The following is a 24,496-nucleotide window of genomic DNA, read 5'->3' as shown; positions in this document are numbered from 1 at the left end:
CACTGGTGTTACATCAGTTGTGTCACAAGCTGGGGGCGTCGCGGAATGGCAGTGGCAGGCACGGAAAGCGGTGGTCGGCGCGGTGGGCCGCTCGTCGGGGTGCGCGTGGTGGAGCTGGCCGGGATCGGTCCCGGGCCGTTCGCCGCGATGCTCCTCGCCGACCTCGGGGCCGACGTCGTACGCGTCGACCGGCCCGGCGGCCAGGCGCTCGGGGTCCCGCCCGAGTACGACATCACGAACCGCAACAAGCGCTCCGTGATCGTCGACCTGAAGGCCGAGGGCGGGCCCGAGCGCGTGCTGGAACTCGCCGCGCGCGCCGACGTGCTCATCGAGGGCTACCGGCCGGGCGTCGCCGAGCGGCTCGGCGTCGGGCCCGAGGAGTGCCGCGCCCGCAATCCGAAGCTGGTCTACGGCCGGATGACCGGCTGGGGACAGGAGGGCCCGCTCGCCCAGCGCGCGGGCCACGACATCGGCTACATCGCACTGACCGGCGCCCTCGGCCTGACCGGCGATCCCGACCGCCCGCCGGTGGCCCCCGCGAACCTGCTCGGCGACTACGCGGGCGGCTCGCTCTACCTCGTCGTCGGCATCCTCGCCGCCCTGCACCACGCCCGGGACACGGGCTCCGGGCAGGTCGTCGACGCCGCGATCGTCGACGGCACCGCGCACCTCAGCACGATGATCCACGGGATGCTCGCGGCCGGCGGCTGGCAGGACCGGCGCGCCGCCAACCTCCTCGACGGCGGCGCCCCGTTCTACGGCACGTACGAGACCGCCGACGGCAAGCACATGGCCGTCGGCGCCCTCGAGCAGCAGTTCTACGCGGAGTTCGCCCAGCTGCTCGGGCTCGGCGAGGTGGCCGGCGCCCGCCACGACCTCTCCCGCTGGGACGAGCTGCGCGCGGCCGTCGCCGCCCGCTTCAAGGAGCGCACGCGCGACGAATGGGCCGCCGTCTTCGAGGGCTCGGACGCCTGCGTGGCGCCCGTGCTCTCCCTCGGCGAGGCCCCGCAGCACCCGCACCTCGCCGCCCGCGGCACCTTCGTCGACCACGGCGGCCTCACCCAGCCCGCGCCCGCGCCCCGCTTCTCCGACACCCCCACCAGCGTCCACTCGGGCCCCGCCCAGCCCGGCGCCGACACCTCCGACGTCGCCCGCGACTGGGACGTACCGGCCCTGAACGAGCCCACCACGAAAGGCAGTTGATCGCGAGCATGGAACGACGCCTGTTCAGCGCCGAGCACGAGGCGTTCCGCGAGACCGTGCGCACCTTCCTCGCCAAGGAGGTGACGCCGCACTACGAGCAGTGGGAGAAGGACGGCATCGTCTCCCGCGAGGCCTGGCTCGCCGCCGGACGCCAGGGCCTGCTCGGGCTCGCGGTGCCGGAGGAGTTCGGGGGCGGCGGCAACACCGACTTCCGCTACCCCGCCGTCCTCGCGGAGGAGTTCACGCGCGCGGGCGCCTCGGGCCTCGCCGTCGGCCTGCACAACGACATCATCGGCCCGTACCTCACCTCCCTCGCCACGGACGAGCAGAAGCGGCGCTGGCTGCCCGGCTTTTGCGACGGCTCGATCATCACGGCCATCGCCATGACCGAACCCGGCGCCGGCTCCGACCTCCAGGGCATCCGCACCACCGCCGAGGACAAGGGCGACCACTGGCTGCTGAACGGGTCGAAGACGTTCATCTCCAACGGGATCCTCGCCGACCTCGTCGTCGTGGTCGCCAAGACGACCCCCGAGGGCGGCGCGCACGGCCTGTCGCTGCTCGTCGTCGAGCGCGGCATGGAGGGCTTCGAGCGCGGCCGCAACCTCGACAAGATCGGCCAGAAGGCGCAGGACACCGCCGAGCTGTTCTTCAACGACGTCCGCGTCCCCAAGGAGAACCTGCTCGGCGAGCTCAACGGCGCGTTCATCCACCTGATGACGAACCTCGCGCAGGAGCGCATGGGCATCGCGGTCGCCGCGATCGCCGCCTCCGAGCACCTCCTGGAGATCACCACCGAGTACGTGAAGGAGCGCGAGGCCTTCGGACGCCCGCTCGCCGCGAAGCAGCACATCCGCTTCGAGATCGCCGAGATGGCCACCGAGTGCGCCGTCACCCGCACGTTCCTGGACCGCTGCATCGAGGACCACTCCGACGGCACCCTCGACGCCGTGCACGCCTCCATGGCGAAGTGGTGGGCGACCGAACTCCAGAAGCGGGTCGCCGACCGCTGCCTCCAACTGCACGGCGGATACGGGTACATGACCGAGTACCGCGTCGCGAAGGCCTTCACCGACGGGCGCATCCAGACCATCTACGGCGGCACGACCGAGATCATGAAGGAGATCATCGGCCGCTCGCTGCTGGCCTGACCCCGCACCACCCCTCCGCAGCACCGAACCCTCCGTTCCACCGCTTCGAAAGGCACCTCCCGTGACCACAGACGCGTACGTATACGACGCGATCCGCACCCCGCGCGGCCGCGGCAAGGCCAATGGCTCCCTGCACGGCACCAAGCCGATCGACCTGGTCGTCGGCCTGATCCACGAGATCAGGGCCCGCTTCCCCGACCTCGACCCGGCCGCCATCGACGACATCGTGCTCGGCGTCGTCGGCCCGGTCGGCGACCAGGGCTCCGACATCGCGCGCATCGCCGCCATCGCGGCCGGACTGCCCGACACGGTGGCCGGCGTGCAGGAGAACCGCTTCTGTGCCTCGGGCCTCGAGGCCGTCAACCTCGCGGCGATGAAGGTCCGTTCGGGCTGGGAGGACCTCGTCCTCGCCGGTGGCGTCGAGTCGATGTCGCGCGTGCCGATGGGCTCCGACGGCGGCGCCTGGGCGATGGACCCGATGACGTCCTACGAGACCGGGTTCGTGCCGCAGGGCATCGGCGCCGACCTCATCGCCACCATCGAGGGCTTCTCGCGGCGCGACGTCGACGAGTACGCCGCCCTGTCGCAGGAGCGCGCGGCCGCCGCCGTGAAGGACGGCCGCTTCACCCGCTCGATCGTCCCGGTCAAGGACCGCAGCGGCCTCACCGTCCTCGACCACGACGAGCACCTGCGCCCCGGCACGACGGCCGATTCGCTCGGCAAGCTGAAGCCCTCCTTCAAGGACATCGGCGACCTCGGCGGCTTCGACGCGGTGGCGCTTCAGAAGTACCACTGGGTCGAGAAGATCGACCACGTGCACCACGCGGGCAACTCCTCCGGCATCGTCGACGGCGCCTCGCTGGTGGCCATCGGCTCCCGCGAGGTGGGGGAGCGCTACGACCTCACCCCGCGCGCCCGGATCGTCTCCGCCGCGGTCTCCGGATCCGAGCCGACCATCATGCTCACCGGCCCCGCGCCCGCCGCCCGCAAGGCGCTCGCCAAGGCCGGTCTGACCATCGACGACATCGACCTCGTCGAGATCAACGAGGCGTTCGCGGCGGTCGTGCTGCGCTTCGTGAAGGACATGGGCCTGTCCCTGGACAAGGTCAACGTCAACGGCGGCGCCATCGCCCTCGGCCACCCGCTCGGCGCCACCGGCGCGATGATCCTCGGCACCCTCGTCGACGAGCTGGAGCGTCAGGACAAGCGGTACGGCCTGGCCACGCTGTGCGTGGGCGGCGGCATGGGCATCGCCACCATCGTCGAGCGCGTCTGACCTTCCGGCCTCAACCCCCCTTACGGAGCACCCGAGATGACCGAGAGCACCACCATCCGCTGGGAGCAGGACGACACCGGCATCGTCACGCTCGTCCTGGACGACCCCAACCAGTCCGCGAACACCATGAACCAGGCGTTCAAGGACTCCATCGCCGCGATCGCCGACCGCGCGGAAGCCGAGCGCGACTCGATCCGCGGCATCATCTACACCTCCGCCAAGAAGACCTTCTTCGCGGGCGGTGACCTCAAGGACATGATGAAGGCGGGCCCCGAGGACGCCCAGGCCGTCTTCGAGACCGGCATCGGCATCAAGAACTCGCTGCGCCGCATCGAGACCCTCGGCAAGCCCGTCGTCGCGGCCCTCAACGGCGCGGCCCTGGGCGGCGGTTACGAGATCGCGCTCGCCAGCCACCACCGCGTCGCCCTCGACGCCCCCGGCTCGAAGATCGGCCTGCCCGAGGTCACCCTCGGCCTGCTCCCCGCGGGCGGTGGCGTCACCCGCACCGTCCGCCTCATGGGCATCGCCGACGCGCTCCTCAAGGTGCTGCTCCAGGGCACCCAGTACAACCCCAAGCGCGCGCTGGAGAACGGTCTGATCCACGAGGTCGCCGCCACCCGCGAGGAGATGATCGAGAAGGCGAAGGCCTTCATCGACGCCAACCCCGAGTCTCAGCAGCCCTGGGACAAGCCCGGCTACCGCATCCCCGGCGGCACCCCGTCGAACCCGAAGTTCGCCGCGAACCTCCCGGCCTTCCCGGCCAACCTGAAGAAGCAGGTCAACGGCGCCCCCTACCCGGCCCCGCGCAACATCCTCGCGGCCGCCGTCGAGGGCTCCCAGGTCGACTTCGAGAACGCCCTCGCGATCGAGGCCCGCTACTTCACCGAGCTGGTCACCGGGCAGACCGCGAAGAACATGATCCAGGCGTTCTTCTTCGACCTCCAGGCCGTGAACTCGGGCGCCAACCGCCCCAAGGGCATCGAGCCCCGTAAGGTCGAAAAGGTCGCCGTCCTCGGCGCCGGCATGATGGGCGCCGGCATCGCCTACTCGTGCGCCCGCGCGGGCATCAAGGTCGTCCTCAAGGACGTCTCCGACGAGGCCGCCGCCAAGGGCAAGGCGTACTCCGAGAAGCTGTGCGCCAAGGCCGTCAAGCGCGGCCGCACCACCCAGGAGAAGGCGGACGCGCTGCTCGCCCGCATCACCCCGGCCTCCGACCCGGGGGCCGTGGCGGGCTGCGACGCCGTCATCGAGGCCGTCTTCGAGGACCCGGCGCTCAAGCACAAGGTGTTCCAGGAGATCCAGGACATCGTCGAGCCCGACGCGCTGCTCTGCTCCAACACCTCGACGCTGCCCATCACCGCCCTCGCCGAGGGCGTCGAGCGGCAGGACGACTTCATCGGGCTGCACTTCTTCTCGCCCGTCGACAAGATGCCGCTGGTGGAGATCATCAAGGGCGGTCGCACCGGCGACGAGGCCCTCGCCCGCGCCTTCGACCTCGTCCGGCAGATCAACAAGACGCCCATCGTCGTCAACGACTCGCGCGGCTTCTTCACCTCGCGCGTCATCGGGCACTTCATCAACGAGGGCGTCGCCATGGTCGGCGAGGGCGTCGAGCCCGCGTCGGTCGAGCAGGCGGCGGGCCAGGCCGGCTACCCGGCCAAGGTCCTCTCCCTGATGGACGAGCTGACCCTCACCCTGCCCCGCAAGATCCGCGAGGAGACGAAGGCCGCGATCATCGAGGCCGGCGGCACGTGGGAGACGCACCCGGCCGAGGCCGTCATCGACCGCATGGTCGACGAGTTCGGCCGGCCCGGCCGCAGCGGGGGAGCGGGCTTCTACGAGTACGGCGAGGACGGCAGGCGCGCCGGTCTGTGGCCGGGCCTGCGTGAGCACTTCACCAAGCCGGGCACGGAGATCCCCTTCGAGGACATGAAGGAGCGGATGCTCTTCTCCGAGGCCCTCGACACGGTGCGCCTCATCGAGGAGGGCGTACTGACATCCGTCGCCGACGCCAACATCGGCTCCATCTTCGGCATCGGTTTCCCGGGCTGGACCGGCGGCGTGCTCCAGTACATCAACGGCTACGAGGGCGGCCTGCCCGGATTCGTCGCCCGCTCGCGCGAGCTGGCCGGGCGCTACGGCGACCGGTTCCTGCCGCCCGCGCTGCTGGTGGAGAAGGCCGAGAAGGGCGAGACGTTCAAGGACTGACGTCCCGCGCGGGAGGCGTTCAGCGCTCGGCGCGGAACGCCTCCCGCAGCTCCTCCTTGAGCGAGCGCTGGAACGCCGTCAACAGCGCCTGGACGACCAGCGGTTGCATATGGGCCGACAGCGACTTCACGTCCTGCTCGGCCCTTTGCGACACCTCGGAACGGAAAAGCCGGGCCAGCTCCTGCGCCGCGCCCCGCGAGTGCTCCACCAGCACCTCGCGCGAGGCCAGGATCGCGTCGAGCGACAGCGGGACGTCCAGGAGCTGCACGCCGAGCCGCAGCTGTCCCGTGTCGCAGCGGAACGTGTCCTCGCCCTCCCGCGTCAGCACGTCCATGGTGGCCAGCCGCTCCAGGTGCTCCTCGGTCAGCTCCCGGCCCGCCCGCTCGTCCAGCTCGCTCCTGGTCAGCGTCTCGACCGAGTCGGGGGCCCAACTCGCCACCACCGCGCGGTGGATGGCCAGGTCCTGCGCGCTCAGGTCGGCCGGAAGCTGCTCCAGATAGCGCTCGATCGCGGCGAGCGTCATGCCCTGGTGCTGCAACTCCTCGATCAGTTCGAGCCGCGCGACGTGGTCGGGGCCGTAGTGCCCCACCCGCCGTGGCCCGATCGCCGGCGGCGGCAGCAGGCCCCGCGTGCTGTAGAAGCGGATGGTGCGCACGGTGACACCGGCGCGGGCCGCCAGTTCGTCGACGGTCAGCGTGGGGGCCTGAGTGTCCGTCGTCATCTTCGCCTCTCGCTGCGATCCGGGTGCAACAGTATTGCTGAGACACCGACGTTGTGAAACCCAAAGAGGGCGGTCGACGCCATATACGCCGCCCCCGGTTCCACGTCCAGAGGCGTCCCGTCATGTGAGAAGCGCCGCTATGTGATCTCCGCCACCGCATCCCGGGGGATCTTCGGGGAAGGTGCACCTCGGTCCGCACGCCGTCAGGGGCGATGCGGACCGAAGCACGTTCCGGACCCCGGCGACCCCCACGTCGCCGGGCACCACAGAGTGGACACCCCCTCGTGAGCAAGGACGCCCTCAACACGGCCACGGACGCATCCCGCACAGATGCCTCCCAGGCGCCCGCCGACGCGGGCGACGCCGGCTACAGCAAGGCCCTCAAGAGCCGCCACATCAACATGATCGCCATCGGCGGCGCGATCGGCACCGGACTCTTCCTCGGCGCCGGCGGGCGGCTGCACGACGCGGGCCCCGCCCTCGTCTTCGCCTATCTGATCTGCGGCATCTTCGCGTACTTCGTGGTGCGCGCCCTCGGTGAGATGGTCGTCTACCGGCCCTCATCCGGTTCCTTCGTGTCGTACGCACGCGAGTTCCTCGGCGAGAAGGGCGCCTACGTCGCCGGCTGGATGTACTTCCTGAACTGGTCGATGACGGGCATCGCCGACATCACCGCCGTCGCGCTCTACACGCAGTACTGGAGCGCCTTCACGAGCATTCCGCAGTGGGTGCTCGCGCTGATCGCGCTCGCGGTCGTGCTGTCCGTGAACCTCGTCTCGGTGAAGTACTTCGGCGAGATGGAGTTCTGGTTCTCGATCATCAAGGTGGCCACCCTCGTGGCCTTCCTGTTCGTGGGCATCTTCCTGGTCGCCACGCAGCACCCGGTCGACGGCCACACGCCGGGCCTGCACATGATCACGGACAACGGCGGCTGGATGCCCAGCGGCACCATGGCCGTGGTCCTCGTGATGCAGGGCGTCGTCTTCGCGTACGCCGCCCTCGAACTGGTCGGCGTCGCGGCGGGCGAGACCGCCGAGCCGCAGAAGGTCGTCCCGCGCGCGGTGAACTCGATCATGTGGCGCGTCGGCCTGTTCTACTGCGGCTCGGTGCTGCTGCTCGCGCTGCTGCTGCCGTCCACCTCGTACACCTCGGGCGAGAGCCCGTTCGTGACGCTGTTCTCGAAGCTGGGCGTCGGCGGCGTCGGCGACATCATGAACCTGGTCGTGCTGACCGCGGCCATGTCCTCGCTGAACTCCGGCCTCTACTCCACGGGCCGCATCCTGCGCTCCATGGCGATGTCGGGCTCCGCGCCGAAGTTCACCGCGAAGATGAACAAGAACCAGGTGCCCTTCGGCGGCATCCTGCTCACCGCGGGCGTCGGCGTGCTCGGCGTCGGCCTGAACTACCTGCTGCCCGCCGAGGCGTTCGAGATCGTCATCGAGGTCTCCTCGATCGGCATCATCGGCACCTGGGTCATGATCATGGTCGCGCACCTGGCCTTCGTCCGCCGGGCCAAGCAGGGTCTGGTCGAGCGACCGAAGTTCCGGCTGCCGTTCTCGCCGGTCACGGAGATCGTCACGATCGTCTTCCTGCTCGCCGTGCTCGCCCTCATGTGGAACGACGAGGAGACCGGGCGCAAGACGCTCATGCTGATCCCGGTCGTCGGCGTGCTGCTCTTCATCGGCTGGTTCCGGGTGCGGCGCAATGTCGACCGCATGGCGTCGGAGGAGCTGACGAAGGTGGCCGACGGCAGCTGAGCCGGCCCGCTGTCGCTTCCGGGGCCCCGACGCACACGGTGCGTTGGGGCCCCGTGCCGTGCGGGTAGGACACAGGCATGTCGCTGGTTCCCTGGGACGTACAAGTCAAGATCGGGCAGCTGGCCGCGCTCGCCGCGGCCCTGGTGACGACGCTGATCACCTCCGCCCGCCGACGTCGCCCGCGCACCGCGCCGAACCCGCCGGAGCCGCCCCCGCCCCCGAGCCCGACCCCGCTGTCGGCCCATGTCGTCCCCTGCCGCCCGGCCCCGGCCACCGACACCGACCTGTGCACCTGCGTCTCGGAGCTCGCCTCGGACCTGGCCAAGCGCTACGCGGACGACGGCCGCCGGCCACCCGCCCCGGACGCGCATACTTGACCACAGGCCCCGCAGGCTCCGTACGCACCACGAGGAGCGGCACCCCCATGAAGCGGCACGACCCGGACCCGCCACCACCCCCGCCCGGCGGCATTCTCTGGGAGACGGCGGGCGACATCCGCGCCCTGCTGGCCCTGCCCGCCGCGTTCGTGCTCCAGGTCGCGCACCCCGCCGTCGGCGCGGGCGTCGACGACCACTCGGTGTTCCGCACCGACCCCTGGGGCCGCGGCGCACGCTCGCTGACGTCCGTGATGCTCTGGGTCTACGGGGGTGAGGAAGCGGCCGAGGAGGGCCGCCGCCTGCGCCGCATGCACCGCGGCATCCAGGGCACCGACCCGCACGGCCGCCGCTACCACGCCCTCACCCCGGCCTACTACGCGTGGGTGCACGCCACCGGTTTCCCCGTCTCCCGTTACGCGCGCCGCTACTTCGCCACGCCGTTCACGCCCGAGGAGGAGGAGCGGTTCTACGCGGAGTGGCTGATGGTCGGCCGCATCCTCGGCATCCGGGACCGGGACATGCCGCAGACGGTCGAGGAGTTCTGGCCGTACTACCGCAAGATGCTGGCGCAGGAGGTCGAGCGCAACGCGGTGGTCACCGAGCTGACGGCCCGCTCCCGCCCGCTGCCGCCGCCACCGGGCCACCACCCGGTCCTTGGGCTCCTGTGGCCGCTGCTGCGCCCGGCCCTGACCCGCGCGATGAGCTTCCTGTCGACGGGCCTGCTGCCACCGGAGGCCCGGGAGGCGATCGGCCTGTCCTGGACCCCACGCCAGGAACGCCGCCTGCGCCGCTTCGCGGTGCTGGTGCGGTGGGTGGCGCCGAGGCTTCCGGAGCGCTTCCGCTACTTGCCGATGGCCCGACGGGCAAGATCAAGCCTGCTCTGAGGACGAGAGCCCGCGGGGTCCGGGGCAGAGCCCCGCGGCCGCAAGCCCGTCGCAGCGCATCAACGCGCCGCGATCAGCCCCCCGCCTGAAGCCGCAGCCCCGCCAACGTCAGGTCGAGCGCCGCGAGGAACTGCTCCCGGTCCTCGTGCACCGCGAACTCGTCGGCGATCTCCCGCACGAACGGGAACTCCTCCGCATCGAGCCGCCGCCACGTCTCGGCGTACTGCCCGAGATGCTCCTCCCGGTCCACCCCTCCGTCCAGCAGCCTCTCGGGAAGCTCCATCCCCAGATCGGCCGCCGTACCGACCACCACACCCGTGATCGCCGAAACGGCGTGGAACCGCTGCCGCGTCGTGAGATCGAGCCGCAGCGTCTGCCGGCCGAGCCTGTCGTACAGCTTCAGTGAGTTGCCCTGGACGTCGGTGTTGCGCATGAAGTACGCGGCCAGCCACGGCCGGTCCACGATCGCGTCGAACAGGGCGACGGCCATCGCGCGGAGATCGGCGATGGGGTCGTCGCTCTCCGGCCGCTCCTCCACGGCGGCCAGCACCCCGGCGATTGCGTGGTCGGTGGCGCGGTCGAGGAGCTCGTCCTTGTTCTGGACGTACCAGTAGATCGTGCCGACGCCCGTGCCGAGCCGGGCGGCGAGCGCGCGGAACGTCAGCGCGGACCCACCGGCCTCGTCGAGCAGGGCCACGGCCGCGTTGAGCACGGCCTCCATCGAGTGCGAAGCCCGTCGGCGCCCCCGGGGGGAGGCCGTGGCGGCGGGGCGGGTCGGCGGCGGTGTCATGCCCTCCATCCAAGCACAACTTGCTCCTCATCGAACATGGTTCTATGGTGGAACATGGTTCGAACATCGAACCATGTTCCATAACCGAATGCCGTTCGATGCTCGACGGCGTTCTCCGTCCAGAAAGGAGGCCAGGTCATGACTGCCACCACCGAAACCGGGCCCGTTCCCACCCGTACCTACGGATCGCTGCGGGCGGCGTGGATCCCGCTGGCCGCGCTCTGCCTGGCCTTCTTCGTCGAGATGGTCGACAACACGCTGCTCTCGATCGCGCTGCCCACCATCGGCCGCGACCTCGGCAGCGGCACGACCGCCCTGCAATGGGTCACCGGCGCCTACTCGCTGACGTTCGGCGGCCTGCTGCTCACGGCGGGCTCCATGGCCGACCGCCTCGGGCGCCGCCGCGTCCTGCTGGTCGGCCTCGCCGTCTTCGGCGTGTTGAGCCTGGCCGTCGTCGCCGTCGACTCCACCGGGCAGCTCATCGCCCTGCGGGCCGGGCTCGGCGTCGCCGCCGCGGCCATGGCTCCGATCACCAACTCGCTCGTCTTCCGGCTCTTCGACGACCAGGCGCTGCGGATGCGCGCGATGACCTTGATGATCGTCGTCGGCATGTCCGGCTTCATTCTCGGCCCGCTGCTCGGCGGCACCGCGCTCGCCCACGTGAGCTGGCAGTGGCTCCTGCTGATCAACGCGCCGATCGCGCTGATCGCGGCCATCGGCGTGCGGCTCGGCGTCGCGCCCGACCGGCGCGAGGACCTCACCGACGACAAGCTCGACCTGCCGGGCGCCGTCCTGAGCGTGCTCACCATCGGCCTGGCCTGCTACTCGCTGACCAGCGGCGTCGAGCACGGCTGGACCTCCGCGGCCACGCTCGGCTCGGTCCTGGGCGCCGTCGTCGCGGGCCTCGCGTTCGTGTGGCACGAGCGCCGCAGCAAGGCCCCCATGCTGGACCTCAAGATCTTCTCGAACGGCACCGTGCGCGGCGCCGCCCTCGCGCAGATCGGCACGTCCGTGGCGATGGCCGGCGTGATGTTCGGGCTGATCCTGCACTTCCAGTACGCCTACGGGTGGAGCCCCGTGCGGGCCGGACTGGCGAACCTGCCGCTCATCCTGACCATGATCGCGGCGACCCCGCTCTCGGAGTGGCTCGCCAAGCGGTTCGGCCACCGGGTCGCCTGCCTCGTCGGCGCGGCCTGCCTGGCCGTGGCGCTGGCCGGACTCTCCTGGGGCGTCGACCACGGCTACGCCGTCATCGCGGCCTGCATGGTCGTGATGACCATCGGTCTGCGCACGGTCATGACCATCTGCGCCATCGCCCTGGTCGAGGCGATGCCGGCCAACCGCACCTCGATCGGCACCGCGCTCAACGACACCGCCCAGGAGGTCGGCACCAGCGTCGGCACCGCCGTCGTCGGCACCCTGATCGCCGCACTGGTCACCACCCAGCTGCCCGCGGGCGTCTGGAGCAGCGACCTCGTGCAGTCCTTCTTCCACGGCGAGCGCATCACCTACGCGGTGCTCGCCGTGCTCGTCGGCCTGATCGCGGCGGGCGGCGCGCTCACCCTCACCGACTCGCACTCCACGGAGGAGCCGGCCTGAGGTGCCCGGTGCGGGTGAGCGCTGACCCGTGGCCGGTCAGTGCTCGCCGTGCACCTCGTTCGTGGCGGCGATCCGCTTCCACGACTTGGGCCGAGCCACATCCGATGCGGCGCGCGCGGCACCCGCGGCCGGCTTCGACGGCTGGTACAGCCACGTGTCGAACAGCTCGCCCAGCCGCTCCCCGGAGACCTTCTCCGCGTACGCCTGGAAGTCGGAGACGCTCGCGTTGCCGTACGCGTGCTCCTGCGGCCACCCCTTCAGGATCGCGAAGAAGTCCTTCTCGCCGACCTTGTTGCGCAGCGCCTGGACCGCCATCGCCCCGCGGTCGTAGACGGCCCCGTCGAACTGGTTCTCAGGTCCGGGGTCGCCCGGCTTCACTGTCCAGAACGCGTCGTCCGCGGGGTGCTGCGCGTACGCGTAGTCGGCGAGTTCCTGGGCCGTGCCCTCGCCCTCCTTCTCCGACCACAGCCACTGCGCGTACCGGGCGAAGCCCTCGTTGATCCAGATGTCCTTCCAGCCGCGCACGGAGACGCTGTCGCCGTACCACTGGTGCGCCAGCTCATGGACGACGACGGACACGTTGGACCCGTTGGCGAACTGCTTGGGCGAGTAGAACGGCCGCGTCTGCGTCTCCAGGGCGAAGCTCGACGGCACGTTCGGCACGTACCCGCCCAGCGCCTCGAACGGGTACTTCCCGTACACCGACTCCAGCCACTCGGCGACCTCGGTGGTCCGCTCGACGCTCGCCTTCGCCGCGCCCTCGTTCGCGCCGAGGTCCTTGCTGTACGCGTTGACGACCGGCAGCCCGTCCGCGGTCTTGTCCGTGGTGATGTCGAACTTGCCCACCGCGAGGGTGGCCAGATACGTGGCCTGCGGATGGGCCGAGCGCCAGTTGAACCTCGTCCACCCCAGCTTCGAACTCTGCGACTGCAACGTGCCGTTGGAGATCGCCTGCGTCCCGTCCGGCACCGCGACCGACACGTCGTACGTCGCCTTGTCGAGCGGGTGGTCGTTGGAGGGGAACCACCAGGCCGCGGCCTCCGGCTCGTTGGCCGCGATGCCGCCGTCCGGGGTGCGCTGCCAGGACGTGAAGCCCCACAGCTTCACGTCGGACGGCTTGCCCGCGTACGTGACCACGACCGTGAACGGCGTGCCCTTCGGCAGCCCGGCAGCCGGGGTCACCTCCAGCTCCTGCTCGCCGGACTTCGCGAATTTCGCCTTCTTGCCGTTCACCCGGACCTCGCTCGCGGTGAGCCCGAAGTCGAGGTCGAAGCGCGACAGGTCCTGGGTGGAGGAGGCGAGAATGGTCGCCGTGCCCTCCAACTGGTCCGTCTTGGGCTGGTACTTGAGGCGCAGGTCGTAATGGGAGACGTCGTAGCCGCCGTTGCCGTACGTCGGGTAGTAGGGATCGCCGATGCCCGACGCCCCCGGTTCGAAGTCCGCGGCCGATGCCGGGATCGCCAGCAGCAGAGAGGCCGCGAGTGCGCCGGGGGCGATGAGTCTGCGGTACACGGAAACTCCAAGTCGTATGGGACGCCGAGCCGTTGCCGACCGCGAACGGATCACATCCGTGGCCGACACAGCGACCCTATTCAGCACCCGCCGCCCCGGCCATGTCCATGGCCCCACCAGCCACACGATCGTCATCTGGCCGACATGTGTCTTTCCAGCCATTGCTGGTGGGTCCGAGTCCCACAGGGGGCGGACAAGGGCTGGACGGGCGGCCGATGGTGATGGCCCGACAGCGCCTCCGCCGCCCGGCGCGGCCTGCCGTCCGCGGGCCGGGCCGTACGCTGGAGCCGCGGGGTGCTCCTCGTGCGCCGACTCCGTTCGGCGTCGCATCCGGCGCACCACGACACCGGGTCGCGCCGACGCGGCGGCCCGGAGAGGGACGTGCGTCATGAACGCACCGATCGCCCGCCGCAATACGGATGCCTCCGAGCTGTCCGCCGGCTGCCCGCCCGTCCGGCTCGCGCTGCGCCCGCCGACCTTTCCGCCGGGACCGGTGTGCGGTGCCTGGTGGCCGCGAACCGATGAGCTGGCCACCGAACTGGCCGCCCTCACGGACGTCTTCGACGCGACACATGGCCGGGTCACTCGCATCGCCTCCCCACGGGGCAGCTGGGCGACGGAGCCGCGCACCCTGGCCGTGAGGGGACACTTGGTTTCGGCCGCGTGGTACACATCCGGTCTGGACCCGTGCACGATCCGGCTCTTCTCCTACGGGGCCGGACGCTGGGATCTGCTCGTCGTCCCGTCGGACACCCGGGACGACACGGCCGCCCGGCTCATGCACGCGGCGGCCGACCCCGCTCTGCGTCTCACCGGGACCGCACTGATGGCGGCCGAAGGCCCTTCGGGGCCACGTAGGGATGACGACCGGTGACCGGCCCGTCACCGAACTCGCCCGAAGGAGTACGGTGGTGGGACCGAGAGCACTTCGTAGCTCCGGCATCCGCGCGAGTCTTGTTTTCGGTGAGCAACGACATCGGGGGACGACCGTTCGTCGCTCCGAAGACGGGTCCTCGGGACGGTGGCCGCGGGCGGTCCCGGCGTACCGTCGCCGCGACCGCACCACGCACGAGCACGCCCGCTGAACGGGCCGGGGGTGGCGCCGTGGACACCGATCCGGACCAACAGGGCGCGGGGCTGCGGCTGATGCTGACACGGACCCCTGTGGTCCCCAGCCACTCGATGACGCTCACTCTGGCCGGTGAGCTGGACACCGGCAGCATTCCAGCGCTCTGCGAACTCATATCCCAGGTCCTCGGCGAGGGCAGCCGTCACCTGATCATCGAACTGTCCGGGGTGACCCGCTGCGACAACGCCAGCTTCTTCACGCTCCTCGGCGTCCGGGACGCCGCCCACCGCGCAACCGGCAGCCTCACCCTCGCCAACCCGAGCCCGTGCGTCCGACTCGCCCTCTCCTACAGCCTCCTGCGTGACCTGCTCCCCTGCCGGGATCTCTGTCCGCAGGCACGACCGGGCTCTCCCGCCGGGCCCGAAGCGTCACGGGACCACTGTGGGTGCCCCTGAATGAGGGGCACCCACACTCCTTGCCACGCCGGCCCGCTTCGTTCCCTGGGGTTTCCCGCATACCTCGGATGCCTCGTCCGCGCCCGAGCAGTTTCGTAGGACGGCCGCCCCAGACCTGGTCCTCTCCGTGCGGTTCGTTCCGCGCAACAGAGGCTCTGCGCACGTGATGCACCACCCTTGCCAGAGCGACGTCCGCCGGGAGTCGGCCGGTGTCCCGAGCGCCGGTTCGGGACGTACGGTCCGTCACACGTGGCGGTGGCCACTCGCGCAGGCCGCACGCGCCATGATCCGTTCCGCGGCCTCATCGGTCGCGTCCGGTGGAACGACGAGCAGGTCCCAGCGTCCGTGGCCGGGGGCGACAAGGATCACGAGCCGCAGCAACCGCCCGCCGAAGCCTGGTCCTCCACAGTCAACGATGCGGCTGCGGCGCCGAGCTGGACGAGCTGGGGCTCGGGAGTGGCGCAGCAGCCCCCGCTCTGCTCGGCTTCGGGGGCGTCGAAGAGGCCGGCGCCACCGCAGACGCCGGTTTCGGGGAGGGTGAGTTCGACGCGGTCCGCGGACTCGGTGTCGCCGGCGAGGGCGGCCACCACGGAGCGGACCTGCTCGTAGCCGGTCATGGCGAGGAAGGTCGGGGCGCGGCCGTAGGACTTCATGCCGACCAGGTGGACGCCCGGTTCGGGGTGGGCCAGTTCGCGGTGGCCGTGCGGGTAGACGGTCCCGCACGAATGCTGGTTGGGGTCGATCAGCGGGGCCAGTTCGACGGGGGCTTCGAGGCGTTCGTCGAGGTTGAGGCGGATCTCGGAAAGGAACGACAGGTCGGGGCGGAAGCCGGTGAGCACGACGACCTCGTCGACGGGGGCGAGGCGGCGGCCGTCTTCGGCGACCAGGACCAGGCGCCCGTCCGGGTCCCGCTCGACCGCTTCGGTGCGAAAGCCGGTGACGGCGTCGGCGTGGCCGTCGTCGACGGCGGCCTTCGCGGCCAGGCCGAGCGCGCCGCGGGCGGGGAGCTGGTCGGCCTCGCCGCCGCCGAAGGTGGAGCCGCTGATGCCGCGGCGCAGGATCCACAGGCCCTTGGTACCGGTGCCGTCGTCGGCCTTGGCGAGGTCGGCCAGGTAGGCGAGAGCAGTGAAGGCGGAGGCGCCGGAACCGATGACGGCGGTGCGCTTGCCTGCGTAACGGGCTCGCACGGCCGGGTCGTTGAAGTCCGGGACGCGGTAGGTGATGTGGTCGGCGGCGGCCTTCTCGCCGAGGGCGGGCAGGCCGCTGCCGCCGGCGGGGGACGGGGTCGTCCAGGTGCCGGAGGCGTCGATGACGGCGCGGGCGAACAGGCGCTCCTCTTGGCCGTCGGCGCAGGTGACGTGAACGACGAAGGGCTGGGCCTCGCGGTCGGCGTCGACGACGCGGTCGCGGCCGGAGCGGGAGACGCCGGTGACGGTGGCGCCGGTGCGGACCTTGTCGCCGAGGACGTCGGCGAGCGGCTGGAGGTAGTTCTCGGCCCAGTCGCCGCCGGACGGGTAGGTGCCGGCGTCCGGCTTGGCCCAGCCGGTGGGGGCGAGGAGCTTCTCGGCGGCCGGGTCGACGACCTCGCCCCAGGTGGAGAAGAGGCGCACGTGGGACCACTCGCGTACCGCCGCGGCGGCGGCCGGGCCGGCCTCCAGGACGAGCGGTTCGATGTCCCGGTCGACGAGGTGAGCTGCGGCGGCGAGGCCGATGGGGCCGGCGCCGATGACGACGACGGGCAGCTCGGTGGTGGCAGGCGTGGTCACGGTCGACTCCTCGTTGCTTCGACATCTATCGATGGGTTGCACGGCCAGGATTACACTTGGTTCGACGGGCGTCAACATAGACATTTGTCGAACCTTGCAGGTGGTTGCGGTGGCGTGCCGACTGTCCGATCGCACATGTCGCGAGAGGGTGGCCGGCCGATTTCGCCGGACTGTTTCGACGTGTGTCAACATAGACGTATGTCGAACGCGAAGGTGTTGCCGCTGATCGAGCCCGCCGACCAGGGTGTCGCGCCGTGCTGCCCGCCGCTGACCGAGCGGCCGTTCTCCGCTGAGGAGGCGGAGACCGCGGCCCGTATGTTCAAGGCGCTCGGCGACCCGGTGCGGCTTCGGCTTTTCTCCCTCGTCGCCTCGCACGAGGGCGGCGAGGCGTGCGTGTGCGACATCTCCGACGTCGGGGTCTCGCAGCCGACGATCTCCCACCACCTCAAGAAGCTCAAGGACGCCGGCCTGCTCACCTCCGAGCGGCGCGGCACCTGGGTCTACTACCGGGTCGAGCCTTCGGTGCTGGCGGCCATGGGCCAACTTCTTACCCTGCGCTCGGCCGCGTGACCGGCACGAACACGGCGACGGGCGCGGCGTCGCCTCAGCTCTGCTGAAGGCGCTGATCGATTCGACCGAGGCGGCCGGGATCTGGACGATCCAGTCCGGCATCTTCCCCGAGAACACAGCCGGCCTCGCCTTGCACGAGCGGCCGGCTTCCGCGTCCTGGGTACCCGCGAGCGCATCGGCAAGCAGCACGGCCGCTGGCGCGACGTGGTCCTCGCGGCGTCCTGCCCAACTGGCGTACCGACGTGCCTGCGGACCGCAACAAGACGGTGAATCGCTGGTGCCGGCACCGGCGGAGATCAACGCGGAGGCGCAGAACAAGGTCGGCCGCCGCGACGCGAGCGAAACCGCCCTGTTCCAGAGCGTGTTCTCCAAGGACGACCCCAAGCCGGGACAGCCACGGCTGCGGCTCTTGATTGACGACGGCGGCGACACCTTCAAGAGCGTCCACCGTGGTGCCGCCGCCTTCACGGAGGGCTGCTTCGCGGGTATCCGCAACCCCTACAGCCACGAGGACGGGCTGCCCGAACCGCCGGAGAACGAGGCGTTGGAGCAACTCGCGGCGTTCAGCGTCCTCGCCCGCTGGATCGACACAGCAACCGTCGAGAGGGTCTGACAGCCGCAGCCTCAGTGGACGAGGTCGGCAATCTCCCGTGCAGCTTCCCGTGCCGGTCGGCCCACCCCGATCAAGGTGGCGGAGGCGGGACCGGTCCAGTCGCCGTAGCCGAGCAGGTGCAGGCGCGGCTCGTCGACGGCCCGGGTGCCCTCGGTGGCGATGTGCCCGCGGGTACCCCGGAGTTGGAGTGGGGCGAGGTGGGAGAGGGCAGGGCGGAAGCCCGTGCACCAGATGATCGCGTCGGCCTCGGTGCGGGTGCCGTCGGCCCGGACAACGCCGTCGCGTTCCAGGCGGGCGAACATCGGTGACGTCTTGAGCAGGCCCGCATCCCGTGCTTCCCGTACCGGGGGCACGGCCACGATGTCGCCGAGTGAGGCGACGCCGCCGGTGTCGGTGCGGCCCGCGTCGAGGGCGCGGCGCCGGGCGGTGGCGGCGTCGAACAGGGCCCGGCCGTCGATGTCGTCGGCCAGGTAGCGGGGCGGGCGCCGGGTCGCCCAGTTCAGGTCGATGTCGTCGCGGACGGCTAGGTCGGCGGCGATCTGCGCGCCGGAGTTCCCGCCGCCCACCACCACGACGCGCTGTCCGGCGAAGTCGTCCGGGGAGCGGTAGTCGACGGTGTGGAGCCGGCGGCCCGCGAACTCGGCCCGGCCGGGGAGCGCGGGCAGGAAGGGCCGCCACCACGTGCCCGTCGCGGAGGCCACGGCGCGGGCCGTCCATGTGCCGCTGTCGGACTCGACGCGCAGGTGTGTGCCGTCGCGGTGGACGCCGCTCACGCGCACCGGACGCACGACGGGCAGTTCGTAGCGCTTCTCGTAGTCGCCCAGGTAGTCGACGACATGGGAGGCGTCGGGGTACCCCTGGCCCGCCTGGGGCGGCATGAGGCGGCCGGGCAGGGAGGAGAACGCGGCCGGGGAGAACAGGTGCAGCGAGTCCCAGGTGTGCTGCCAGGCGCCGCCCGGCGTGGACTGGGCGTCCAGGATGACGAAGTCCAGCTTCTGGCGGCGCAGGTGGTAACCGGTGGCGAGCCCTGCCTGGCCGCCGCCGATCACCACCACGTCGAGCACGTCGCTCACGGGCCCTGTCCCTACAGCGTGGTCAGTGAGGTGGGCGCGTACTTGCGGCGCCAGGCCAGCGCCACGTACACGAGCGCGATGAGGACCGGCACCTCGATCAGCGGGCCCACGACCCCCGCGAGCGCCTGCCCGGAGGTCACGCCGAAGGTGGCGATGCAGACGGCGATGGCCAGCTCGAAGTTGTTGCCGGCCGCCGTGAACGCGAGGGTCACCGTACGGTCGTAGGCCATGCCGAGGGCCTTGCCCAGCGCGAACGAGCCGAAGAACATGATCGCGAAGTACGCGAGCAGCGGCAGCGCGATGCGCACGACGTCCAGCGGCTGCGAGGTGATCGCGTCGCCCTGGAGCGCGAAGAGGATGACGATCGTGAACAGCAGGCCGTAGAGGGCCCACGGGCCGATCTTCGGAAGGAAGCCGGACTCGTACTTCTCGCGCCCCATCTTCTTCTCGCCGATGCGGCGGGTGAGGAAGCCGGCCAGCAGTGGGATGCCGAGGAAGACGATGACGTTCAGGGCGACGTGCCAGACGGGGACGTCCAGGCCCTGGCCGTCGCCGAGGCCCAGCCACTGTGGGAGCAGGTCGAGGTAGAACCAGCCGAGCAGGCTGAACGCGATGACCTGGAACACCGAGTTGAGGGCCACCAGGACGGCGGCGGCCTCGCGGTCGCCGCAGGCCAGGTCGTTCCAGATGATGACCATGGCGATGCAGCGGGCGAGCCCGACGATGATCAGGCCGGTGCGGTACTCGGGCAGGTCGGGCAGGAAGATCCAGGCCAGCGCGAACATCACGGCCGGCCCGACGATCCAGTTGATGACCAGCGACGAGACCATCAGCTTCTTGTCGCCGGTGACCGTGTCGAGCTTGTCGTAGCGCACCTTGGCGAGCACCGGGTACATCATCACGAGCAGGCCGATGGCGATCGGCAGCGAGATGCCGCCGATCTCGACCTTCGACAGTGCGTCGGCCATGCCCGGGATCAACCGGCCCAGGCCGAGCCCGACGCCCATGGCGAGCAGGATCCACACGGCGAGGTAGCGGTCGAGGGTGGACAGTTTCGCGACGATCGAGGCTTCCTCGGTCGTCGCGGCGGGGGTATCGGTGCGGGTCACGGACAGGCCCTCTTGTTGTCGGCGGCGGTACGGGCGGTCTCGGCCAGCTCGGCGAACTGGCCCGCCAGCTGGGCGATCACGTCCGGGCGCAGCTTGTAGTACGTGAAGCGGCCGCACGGCTCGGTGTCCACGACCCCCGCCTCGCGCAGCACTCTCAGGTGATTGGAGAGATTGGTCTGGCGCGCGCCGGTCTCCTCCACCAGGTGCGTCGTGCACAGCGTCTCGTGGGCGAGCAGGTTCACGATCTTCAGCCTGAGCGGATCGGCCAGCACCCGGATCAGGTCAGCGTCGACTGACGTCAGCATGCGCTGATACTCTCACATCAGTACAGGCTGATGCCATTGAGTGCTGATGTCACCCCGGACCGACTTCGCCGCCCGGCGGCGTTCATGAGAGATCAAGAGAGACCGCTGATGCCCGACAAGCCGTCCGTGCTCTTCGTCTGTGTCCACAACGCCGGTCGTTCCCAGATGGCCGCCGCCTGGCTGGCCCACCTGGCCGGAGACCGTGTCGAGGTCCGTTCGGCCGGGTCGAATCCCGGTAAGGAAGTGAACCCGGCCGCCGTCGAAGCCATGGCCGAGGTCGGCATCGACATCTCCGCCGAGACCCCGAAGGTTCTGACCGTCGACGCGGTCAAGGAGTCGGACGTCTGCATCACCATGGGCTGCGGCGACACGTGCCCGGTCTTCCCCGGCAAGCGTTACCTCGACTGGCAGTTGGAGGACCCTGCCGGTCAGGGCGTCGCAGCCGTTCGCCCGATCCGCGACGAGATCAAGGTGCTCGTCGAGGGGCTGATCACCGAAGTCGCTCCGCAGCCGAAGGGCTGACCGCGACCGGGTGCCGACCTGCACTGGCCGTGGCCCGCCTCCTACCGGTGCACCCGCGACGTTCCCGCATACGGAGCCGTCCGCCCCGGGCGACCGGACGAGCGCCGGGCCCACGGGTCATTTTCGGCCCCATGGGCCCGTCTTCCGCGCCTGCGGCCCTCTGTCGCAAGCCAGTTGACCCGTGTACCTTCCGCGCCATGCCGATACCTGCCAGACGCAGCCACCTCAGACCCCGCCGCTGGAGAACCCTCGCGGTCGCGGTCGTCACCGCACTGCTGGCCGCCCTCATCGGGGCAGGCGCCACCGCGTCGGCCGCCCCCGCGGCGCCGACCGAGTCCAAGCCCGTCTACTCCTACGCCGACGCCGTCCGCGAGTCCGTCTGGGTCGACACCCGGCTCGACGGGGACAAGGACGGCAAGAGCGACCGCGTCGCCGTCGACATCGTCCGGCCCCGCGAACCCGCCGCGCAGGGCCGCAAGATCCCCGTGATCATGGACGCCAGCCCGTACTACTCCTGCTGCGGGCGCGGCAACGAGAGCCAGAAGAAGACGTACGACGAGAACGGCAACGTCGTCCAGATGCCGCTCTTCTACGACAACTACTTCGTGCCCCGCGGCTACGCGTTCGTCGGCGTCGACCTGCTCGGCACCAACCGCTCCGACGGCTGTGTCGATGTCGGCGGGGCCTACGACATCGGCTCCGCGAAGGCCGTCGTCGACTGGCTGAACGGCCGCGCCAAGGGCTACACCACCAGGACAGGATCCAAGAAGGCCGCCGCGAACTGGACCAACGGCCGCACCGGCATGATCGGCAAGAGCTACGACGGCACGGTCGCCAACGGCGTCGCCGCGACCGGCGTCGAGGGCCTGGAGACCATCGTGCCGATCGGCGGGATCTCCTCCTGGTACGACTACTACTTCCAACAGGGCGCCCCGCTCTACGACTCGGGCCCCGAGTGGCTGTCCGACTACGTGGAGAGCCCGGCGGCCCGCGAGCGCTGCGCCGCCGTACAGAAACGGCTCGTCGACGAAGCGCCGAGGACCGGTGACTGGACCGGCCTGTGGCAGGAGCGCGACTACGTCAAGGACGCCGACAACGTGAAGGCCAGCGTCTTCGTCGTGCACGGCATGCAGGACCTGAACGTCCGCGCCAAACACTTCGGACAGTGGTGGGACGCCCTCGCCAAGAACGGTGTCGACCGCAAGATCTGGCTCGCGCAGACCGGCCACGTCGACCCGTTCGACTTCCGCCGCGGCGCCTGGGTCGACACCCTGCACCGCTGGTTCGACCACGAACTCCTCGGCTACGACAACGGCATCGACCGCGAGCCGATGGCCGACATCGAGCGCACCCCCGACCACTGGACCACCGACAAGGTCTGGCCCCCGCGCGCCACCGACACCGCCGCGCTGCGTCCCGGCAAGGGCGACAAGCCCGGCGTCGGCACGCTCGGCCTCAAGGGCGCGTCCGGCACCGAGAAGTTCACCGACAACCCGGCGCTGAGCGAGACCGACTGGGCCGCGAAGATCGACAGCCCGACCCCCGACAAGGCCGGCTTCATCAGCCGCCCGCTCTCCAAGGACCTGCGGCTTTCCGGCTCCTCGAAGGTCACGGTCACCGCGAGGTCGACGACGTCCAGCGCGCACCTGAGCGCCGTCCTCGTCGACCTCGGCCCCGCCACGATCCGCGACTACGCGGGCGCCGGCGAAGGCATCACGACCGGCACGGACCGCAGCTGCTGGGGGCCGAGCACCGGCGGCGACAGCTCCTGCTACCTGAACACGCCGACCGCGACCACCGACGTCAACTCGACGATCTTCAGCAGGGGTTGGGCCGACCTCGGCACCGCCGACAACCCCGAGCACGGCAGCCCGCTCACGCCCGGCAAGCCGTACACCCTCACCGTGAAGCTCGCCGCGAGCGACCACGTGATTCCGAAGGGGCACCGGCTCGCCCTGATCGTCGCAGGCACCGACAAGGACCTCATCGATCCTCCGGCCACCAAGCCGACCCTGACCGTCGACCTGGCCCGCAGCGCGGCCCGCGTCCCCGTCGTCGGCGGCGCCGCCGCCTTCGCGGCCGCCACCTCGGGCTCCACCACCGCCACCCCCCAATCGACCGCGGCCGAGGGCGTCAGCCCGTACCGTCTCGACCGCCCAGTACCGGGAGGCAGCACCCGATGAGAGCACGTCCCCGCACCCTCGCCCTGGCGACCGCCGCCGCGGCACTCGCCGCGCCGCTCGTGGTGGCGGCCCCGGCCGGCGCGAGCGCCGACAGCACGCCGCCCCGCACCGGATTCGAGGAGACCGACGGCGCCCGCTGGACCACACAGGCCGAGGAGAAGCAGCTCCTCGCCACCGCCGACAAGGCCTCCGACCAGGTCTCCGTCTCCCGCATCGGCGAGACGAAGCAGGGCCGCCCGCTGAACCTCGTCCGCATCGGGCAGCACCGCACCGCCAACACCGTGCTGCTGATCTGCTCCCAGCACGGCGACGAACCGTCGGGCCGCGAGGCCTGCCTGACGAAGATCCGCGACATGGCGTACGCCAAGGACAGGGCGACCCAGCGCTTCCTGTCCCGCACGACCCTGCTCGTCGTGCCGACCGCCAACCCCGACGGCAACGCCGCCGACACCCGCGGCAACTCCGACGGCATCGACATCAACCGCGACCACATCGCCCTCAAGACCGCCGAGGCGCGGGCGATGGCGGCCGTCATCCGGGACCGGCAGCCCGACGTCATCTATGACCTGCACGAGTACGGGGCCACCCCCAAGTACTACGACAAGGACCTGTTCGACCTCTGGCCGCGCAACCTCAACACCGATCCCGCCGTGCACGACCAGGCGGAATCGCTCTCCCTCGACCATGTGCGCCCCGCGGCGGGCGCGGCCGGGTACTCCACGGGCACGTACGGCATCTGGACCGACCCGGAGACCGGCGAGCCGATCAAGCAGACCGCGGGGGACGGGCAGGAGCGGATCCTGCGCAACGTCTCCGGGGTCAAGAACTCGATCGGGCTGCTCATCGAGAGCCGCGTCGACCCCGGCACCCCCGCGGAGGAGGCCGACCCGGCGCTCGTCAACCAGCGGCGCCGCGACTCCCAACTGGCGGCCCTCGGCGGCCTGTTCCGCTACACGTCCGAGAACCTGGGCGCGATCGAGGCCGCCACCACGGCCGCCCGCGCCAAGGGCTTCAGCGACAGCGGGCCGATCTACATCGGTGGTGCAGACAACGACCCCGCGGAGGCCGCGGAGGTCATCCAGGATCCGCCGTGCGGATACCGGCTGAGCGGCGAGCAATACGCCGAATTCAAGGACGAATTGGCGCTGCACGGCATCACCGTCAAGAAGTCGGGCAGCGGGGCGTTCGTCCCCTTGCGGCAGTCCGAACGCGCCCTGGTCGCACTGCTCCTCGACGCGCGCGCGACGTACCACTTGACGGAAGGGGAGCCCGACACACGCTGCTGATCGGGTTACAGGAGTGTCAGGTGTGGTAGGTCGTAGTGGGTGACAAGCCCTCAGAAACCAACCAGCG

Annotated in this window: 22 protein-coding genes and 1 pseudogene; 16 read left to right on the top strand and 7 right to left on the bottom strand. The window is 70.7% G+C overall.

Annotated features, from left to right (window positions below):
• Positions 1–45: 45 nt before the first annotated feature.
• From ACNYS0_RS08350 to ACNYS0_RS08335, 4 genes are all read left to right on the top strand, one after another.
• On the top strand, positions 46–1,203 hold the full coding sequence (locus tag ACNYS0_RS08350) for a CaiB/BaiF CoA transferase family protein (RefSeq protein WP_422472017.1): 1,158 nt from the start codon (positions 46–48) through the stop codon (positions 1,201–1,203).
• A gap of 8 nt (positions 1,204–1,211) precedes the next feature.
• Positions 1,212–2,354, top strand: coding sequence for an acyl-CoA dehydrogenase family protein (locus ACNYS0_RS08345; protein ID WP_422472016.1), 1,143 nt, complete (start codon positions 1,212–1,214; stop codon positions 2,352–2,354).
• A 61-nt stretch (positions 2,355–2,415) separates the two neighbouring features.
• On the top strand, positions 2,416–3,630 hold the full coding sequence (locus ACNYS0_RS08340; protein ID WP_422472015.1) for an acetyl-CoA C-acetyltransferase: 1,215 nt from the start codon (positions 2,416–2,418) through the stop codon (positions 3,628–3,630).
• Between the two features lie 36 nt (positions 3,631–3,666).
• The gene (locus ACNYS0_RS08335) at positions 3,667–5,838 is read left to right on the top strand and encodes a 3-hydroxyacyl-CoA dehydrogenase NAD-binding domain-containing protein (RefSeq protein ID WP_422472014.1); all 2,172 of its coding nucleotides are present in this window, start codon (positions 3,667–3,669) and stop codon (positions 5,836–5,838) included.
• A gap of 19 nt (positions 5,839–5,857) precedes the next feature.
• Here the strand turns inward: ACNYS0_RS08335 and ACNYS0_RS08330 are convergent, their stop codons facing one another.
• Positions 5,858–6,559: a MerR family transcriptional regulator gene (locus tag ACNYS0_RS08330; protein WP_422414523.1), complete on the bottom strand. Its 702-nt coding sequence runs from the start codon at positions 6,557–6,559 to the stop codon at positions 5,858–5,860.
• A 284-nt stretch (positions 6,560–6,843) separates the two neighbouring features.
• Here ACNYS0_RS08330 and ACNYS0_RS08325 point away from each other — a divergent pair, with 284 nt between their 5' ends.
• The 3 genes from ACNYS0_RS08325 (at position 6,844) to ACNYS0_RS08315 (ending at position 9,577) form a co-directional block, all read left to right on the top strand.
• Positions 6,844–8,316, top strand: coding sequence for an amino acid permease (locus tag ACNYS0_RS08325; protein ID WP_422472013.1), 1,473 nt, complete (start codon positions 6,844–6,846; stop codon positions 8,314–8,316).
• Between the two features lie 77 nt (positions 8,317–8,393).
• Positions 8,394–8,693 (top strand): hypothetical protein, encoded by a 300-nt coding sequence (locus tag ACNYS0_RS08320; protein WP_422414521.1) that lies wholly within the window; start codon positions 8,394–8,396, stop codon positions 8,691–8,693.
• Between the two features lie 47 nt (positions 8,694–8,740).
• Complete coding sequence (locus tag ACNYS0_RS08315) at positions 8,741–9,577, top strand: oxygenase MpaB family protein (protein ID WP_422472012.1); 837 nt, start codon at positions 8,741–8,743, stop codon at positions 9,575–9,577.
• Positions 9,578–9,650: 73 nt separating this feature from the next.
• On the opposite strand, the gene ACNYS0_RS08310 is transcribed toward ACNYS0_RS08315, so the two are convergent.
• Positions 9,651–10,298: a TetR/AcrR family transcriptional regulator gene (locus ACNYS0_RS08310; RefSeq protein WP_422482515.1), complete on the bottom strand. Its 648-nt coding sequence runs from the start codon at positions 10,296–10,298 to the stop codon at positions 9,651–9,653.
• 207 nt (positions 10,299–10,505) lie between these two features.
• Between ACNYS0_RS08310 and ACNYS0_RS08305 the strand changes: the two genes are divergently transcribed.
• Positions 10,506–11,966, top strand: coding sequence for an MFS transporter (locus ACNYS0_RS08305; RefSeq protein WP_422472011.1), 1,461 nt, complete (start codon positions 10,506–10,508; stop codon positions 11,964–11,966).
• A gap of 36 nt (positions 11,967–12,002) precedes the next feature.
• Here the strand turns inward: ACNYS0_RS08305 and ACNYS0_RS08300 are convergent, their stop codons facing one another.
• Entirely contained in the window at positions 12,003–13,478 is a 1,476-nt protein-coding gene (locus ACNYS0_RS08300; RefSeq protein ID WP_422472010.1) for a M1 family metallopeptidase, read from the bottom strand.
• 388 nt (positions 13,479–13,866) lie between these two features.
• Between ACNYS0_RS08300 and ACNYS0_RS08295 the strand changes: the two genes are divergently transcribed.
• Positions 13,867–14,352 (top strand): DUF5994 family protein, encoded by a 486-nt coding sequence (locus ACNYS0_RS08295; protein ID WP_422472009.1) that lies wholly within the window; start codon positions 13,867–13,869, stop codon positions 14,350–14,352.
• 230 nt (positions 14,353–14,582) lie between these two features.
• A complete protein-coding gene (locus tag ACNYS0_RS08290; RefSeq protein ID WP_422472008.1) occupies positions 14,583–15,002 on the top strand; it encodes an STAS domain-containing protein in 420 nt (139 codons plus the stop codon).
• Positions 15,003–15,367: 365 nt separating this feature from the next.
• Here ACNYS0_RS08290 and ACNYS0_RS08285 read toward each other — a convergent pair whose 3' ends face one another.
• Positions 15,368–16,768 carry an NAD(P)-binding domain-containing protein gene (locus ACNYS0_RS08285; RefSeq protein ID WP_422472007.1) on the bottom strand — a complete coding sequence of 467 codons (1,401 nt, stop codon included), beginning with the start codon at positions 16,766–16,768 and terminating at the stop codon, positions 15,368–15,370.
• A 198-nt stretch (positions 16,769–16,966) separates the two neighbouring features.
• Here ACNYS0_RS08285 and ACNYS0_RS08280 point away from each other — a divergent pair, with 198 nt between their 5' ends.
• The 3 genes and pseudogenes from ACNYS0_RS08280 (at position 16,967) to ACNYS0_RS08270 (ending at position 17,951) form a co-directional block, all read left to right on the top strand.
• Positions 16,967–17,338: an ArsR/SmtB family transcription factor gene (locus tag ACNYS0_RS08280; RefSeq protein WP_422472006.1), complete on the top strand. Its 372-nt coding sequence runs from the start codon at positions 16,967–16,969 to the stop codon at positions 17,336–17,338.
• 4 nt (positions 17,339–17,342) lie between these two features.
• Positions 17,343–17,608 (top strand): annotated as a pseudogene (locus ACNYS0_RS08275) (N-acetyltransferase family protein); the annotation flags it as partial.
• A 7-nt stretch (positions 17,609–17,615) separates the two neighbouring features.
• Positions 17,616–17,951 carry a TIGR02391 family protein gene (locus ACNYS0_RS08270; protein ID WP_422472005.1) on the top strand — a complete coding sequence of 112 codons (336 nt, stop codon included), beginning with the start codon at positions 17,616–17,618 and terminating at the stop codon, positions 17,949–17,951.
• A gap of 11 nt (positions 17,952–17,962) precedes the next feature.
• Here ACNYS0_RS08270 and ACNYS0_RS08265 read toward each other — a convergent pair whose 3' ends face one another.
• The 3 genes from ACNYS0_RS08265 to ACNYS0_RS08255 are packed head-to-tail and all read right to left on the bottom strand — an operon-like array spanning position 17,963 to position 20,438.
• Positions 17,963–19,024 carry an ArsO family NAD(P)H-dependent flavin-containing monooxygenase gene (locus ACNYS0_RS08265; RefSeq protein WP_422472004.1) on the bottom strand — a complete coding sequence of 354 codons (1,062 nt, stop codon included), beginning with the start codon at positions 19,022–19,024 and terminating at the stop codon, positions 17,963–17,965.
• An 11-nt stretch (positions 19,025–19,035) separates the two neighbouring features.
• On the bottom strand, positions 19,036–20,133 hold the full coding sequence (arsB, locus tag ACNYS0_RS08260; RefSeq protein WP_422472003.1) for an ACR3 family arsenite efflux transporter: 1,098 nt from the start codon (positions 20,131–20,133) through the stop codon (positions 19,036–19,038).
• Positions 20,130–20,438 (bottom strand): ArsR/SmtB family transcription factor, encoded by a 309-nt coding sequence (locus tag ACNYS0_RS08255; protein WP_422472002.1) that lies wholly within the window; start codon positions 20,436–20,438, stop codon positions 20,130–20,132. Before ACNYS0_RS08255 ends, arsB begins: the two co-directional genes overlap by 4 nt.
• A 108-nt stretch (positions 20,439–20,546) precedes the next feature.
• Between ACNYS0_RS08255 and ACNYS0_RS08250 the strand changes: the two genes are divergently transcribed.
• From ACNYS0_RS08250 to ACNYS0_RS08240, 3 genes are all read left to right on the top strand, one after another.
• Complete coding sequence (locus ACNYS0_RS08250; protein ID WP_422472001.1) at positions 20,547–20,960, top strand: arsenate reductase ArsC; 414 nt, start codon at positions 20,547–20,549, stop codon at positions 20,958–20,960.
• A 197-nt stretch (positions 20,961–21,157) separates the two neighbouring features.
• On the top strand, positions 21,158–23,143 hold the full coding sequence (locus ACNYS0_RS08245) for a Xaa-Pro dipeptidyl-peptidase (protein ID WP_422472000.1): 1,986 nt from the start codon (positions 21,158–21,160) through the stop codon (positions 23,141–23,143).
• Positions 23,140–24,429, top strand: coding sequence for a M14 family metallopeptidase (locus ACNYS0_RS08240; protein WP_422471999.1), 1,290 nt, complete (start codon positions 23,140–23,142; stop codon positions 24,427–24,429). Before ACNYS0_RS08245 ends, ACNYS0_RS08240 begins: the two co-directional genes overlap by 4 nt.
• Positions 24,430–24,496 lie beyond the last annotated feature (67 nt).

The sequence above is a fragment of the Streptomyces anthophorae genome (assembly GCF_049310305.1).
Taxonomy (GTDB): Bacteria; Actinomycetota; Actinomycetes; order Streptomycetales; family Streptomycetaceae; genus Streptomyces.
This window is presented reverse-complemented; position numbering and strand designations above follow the sequence as displayed.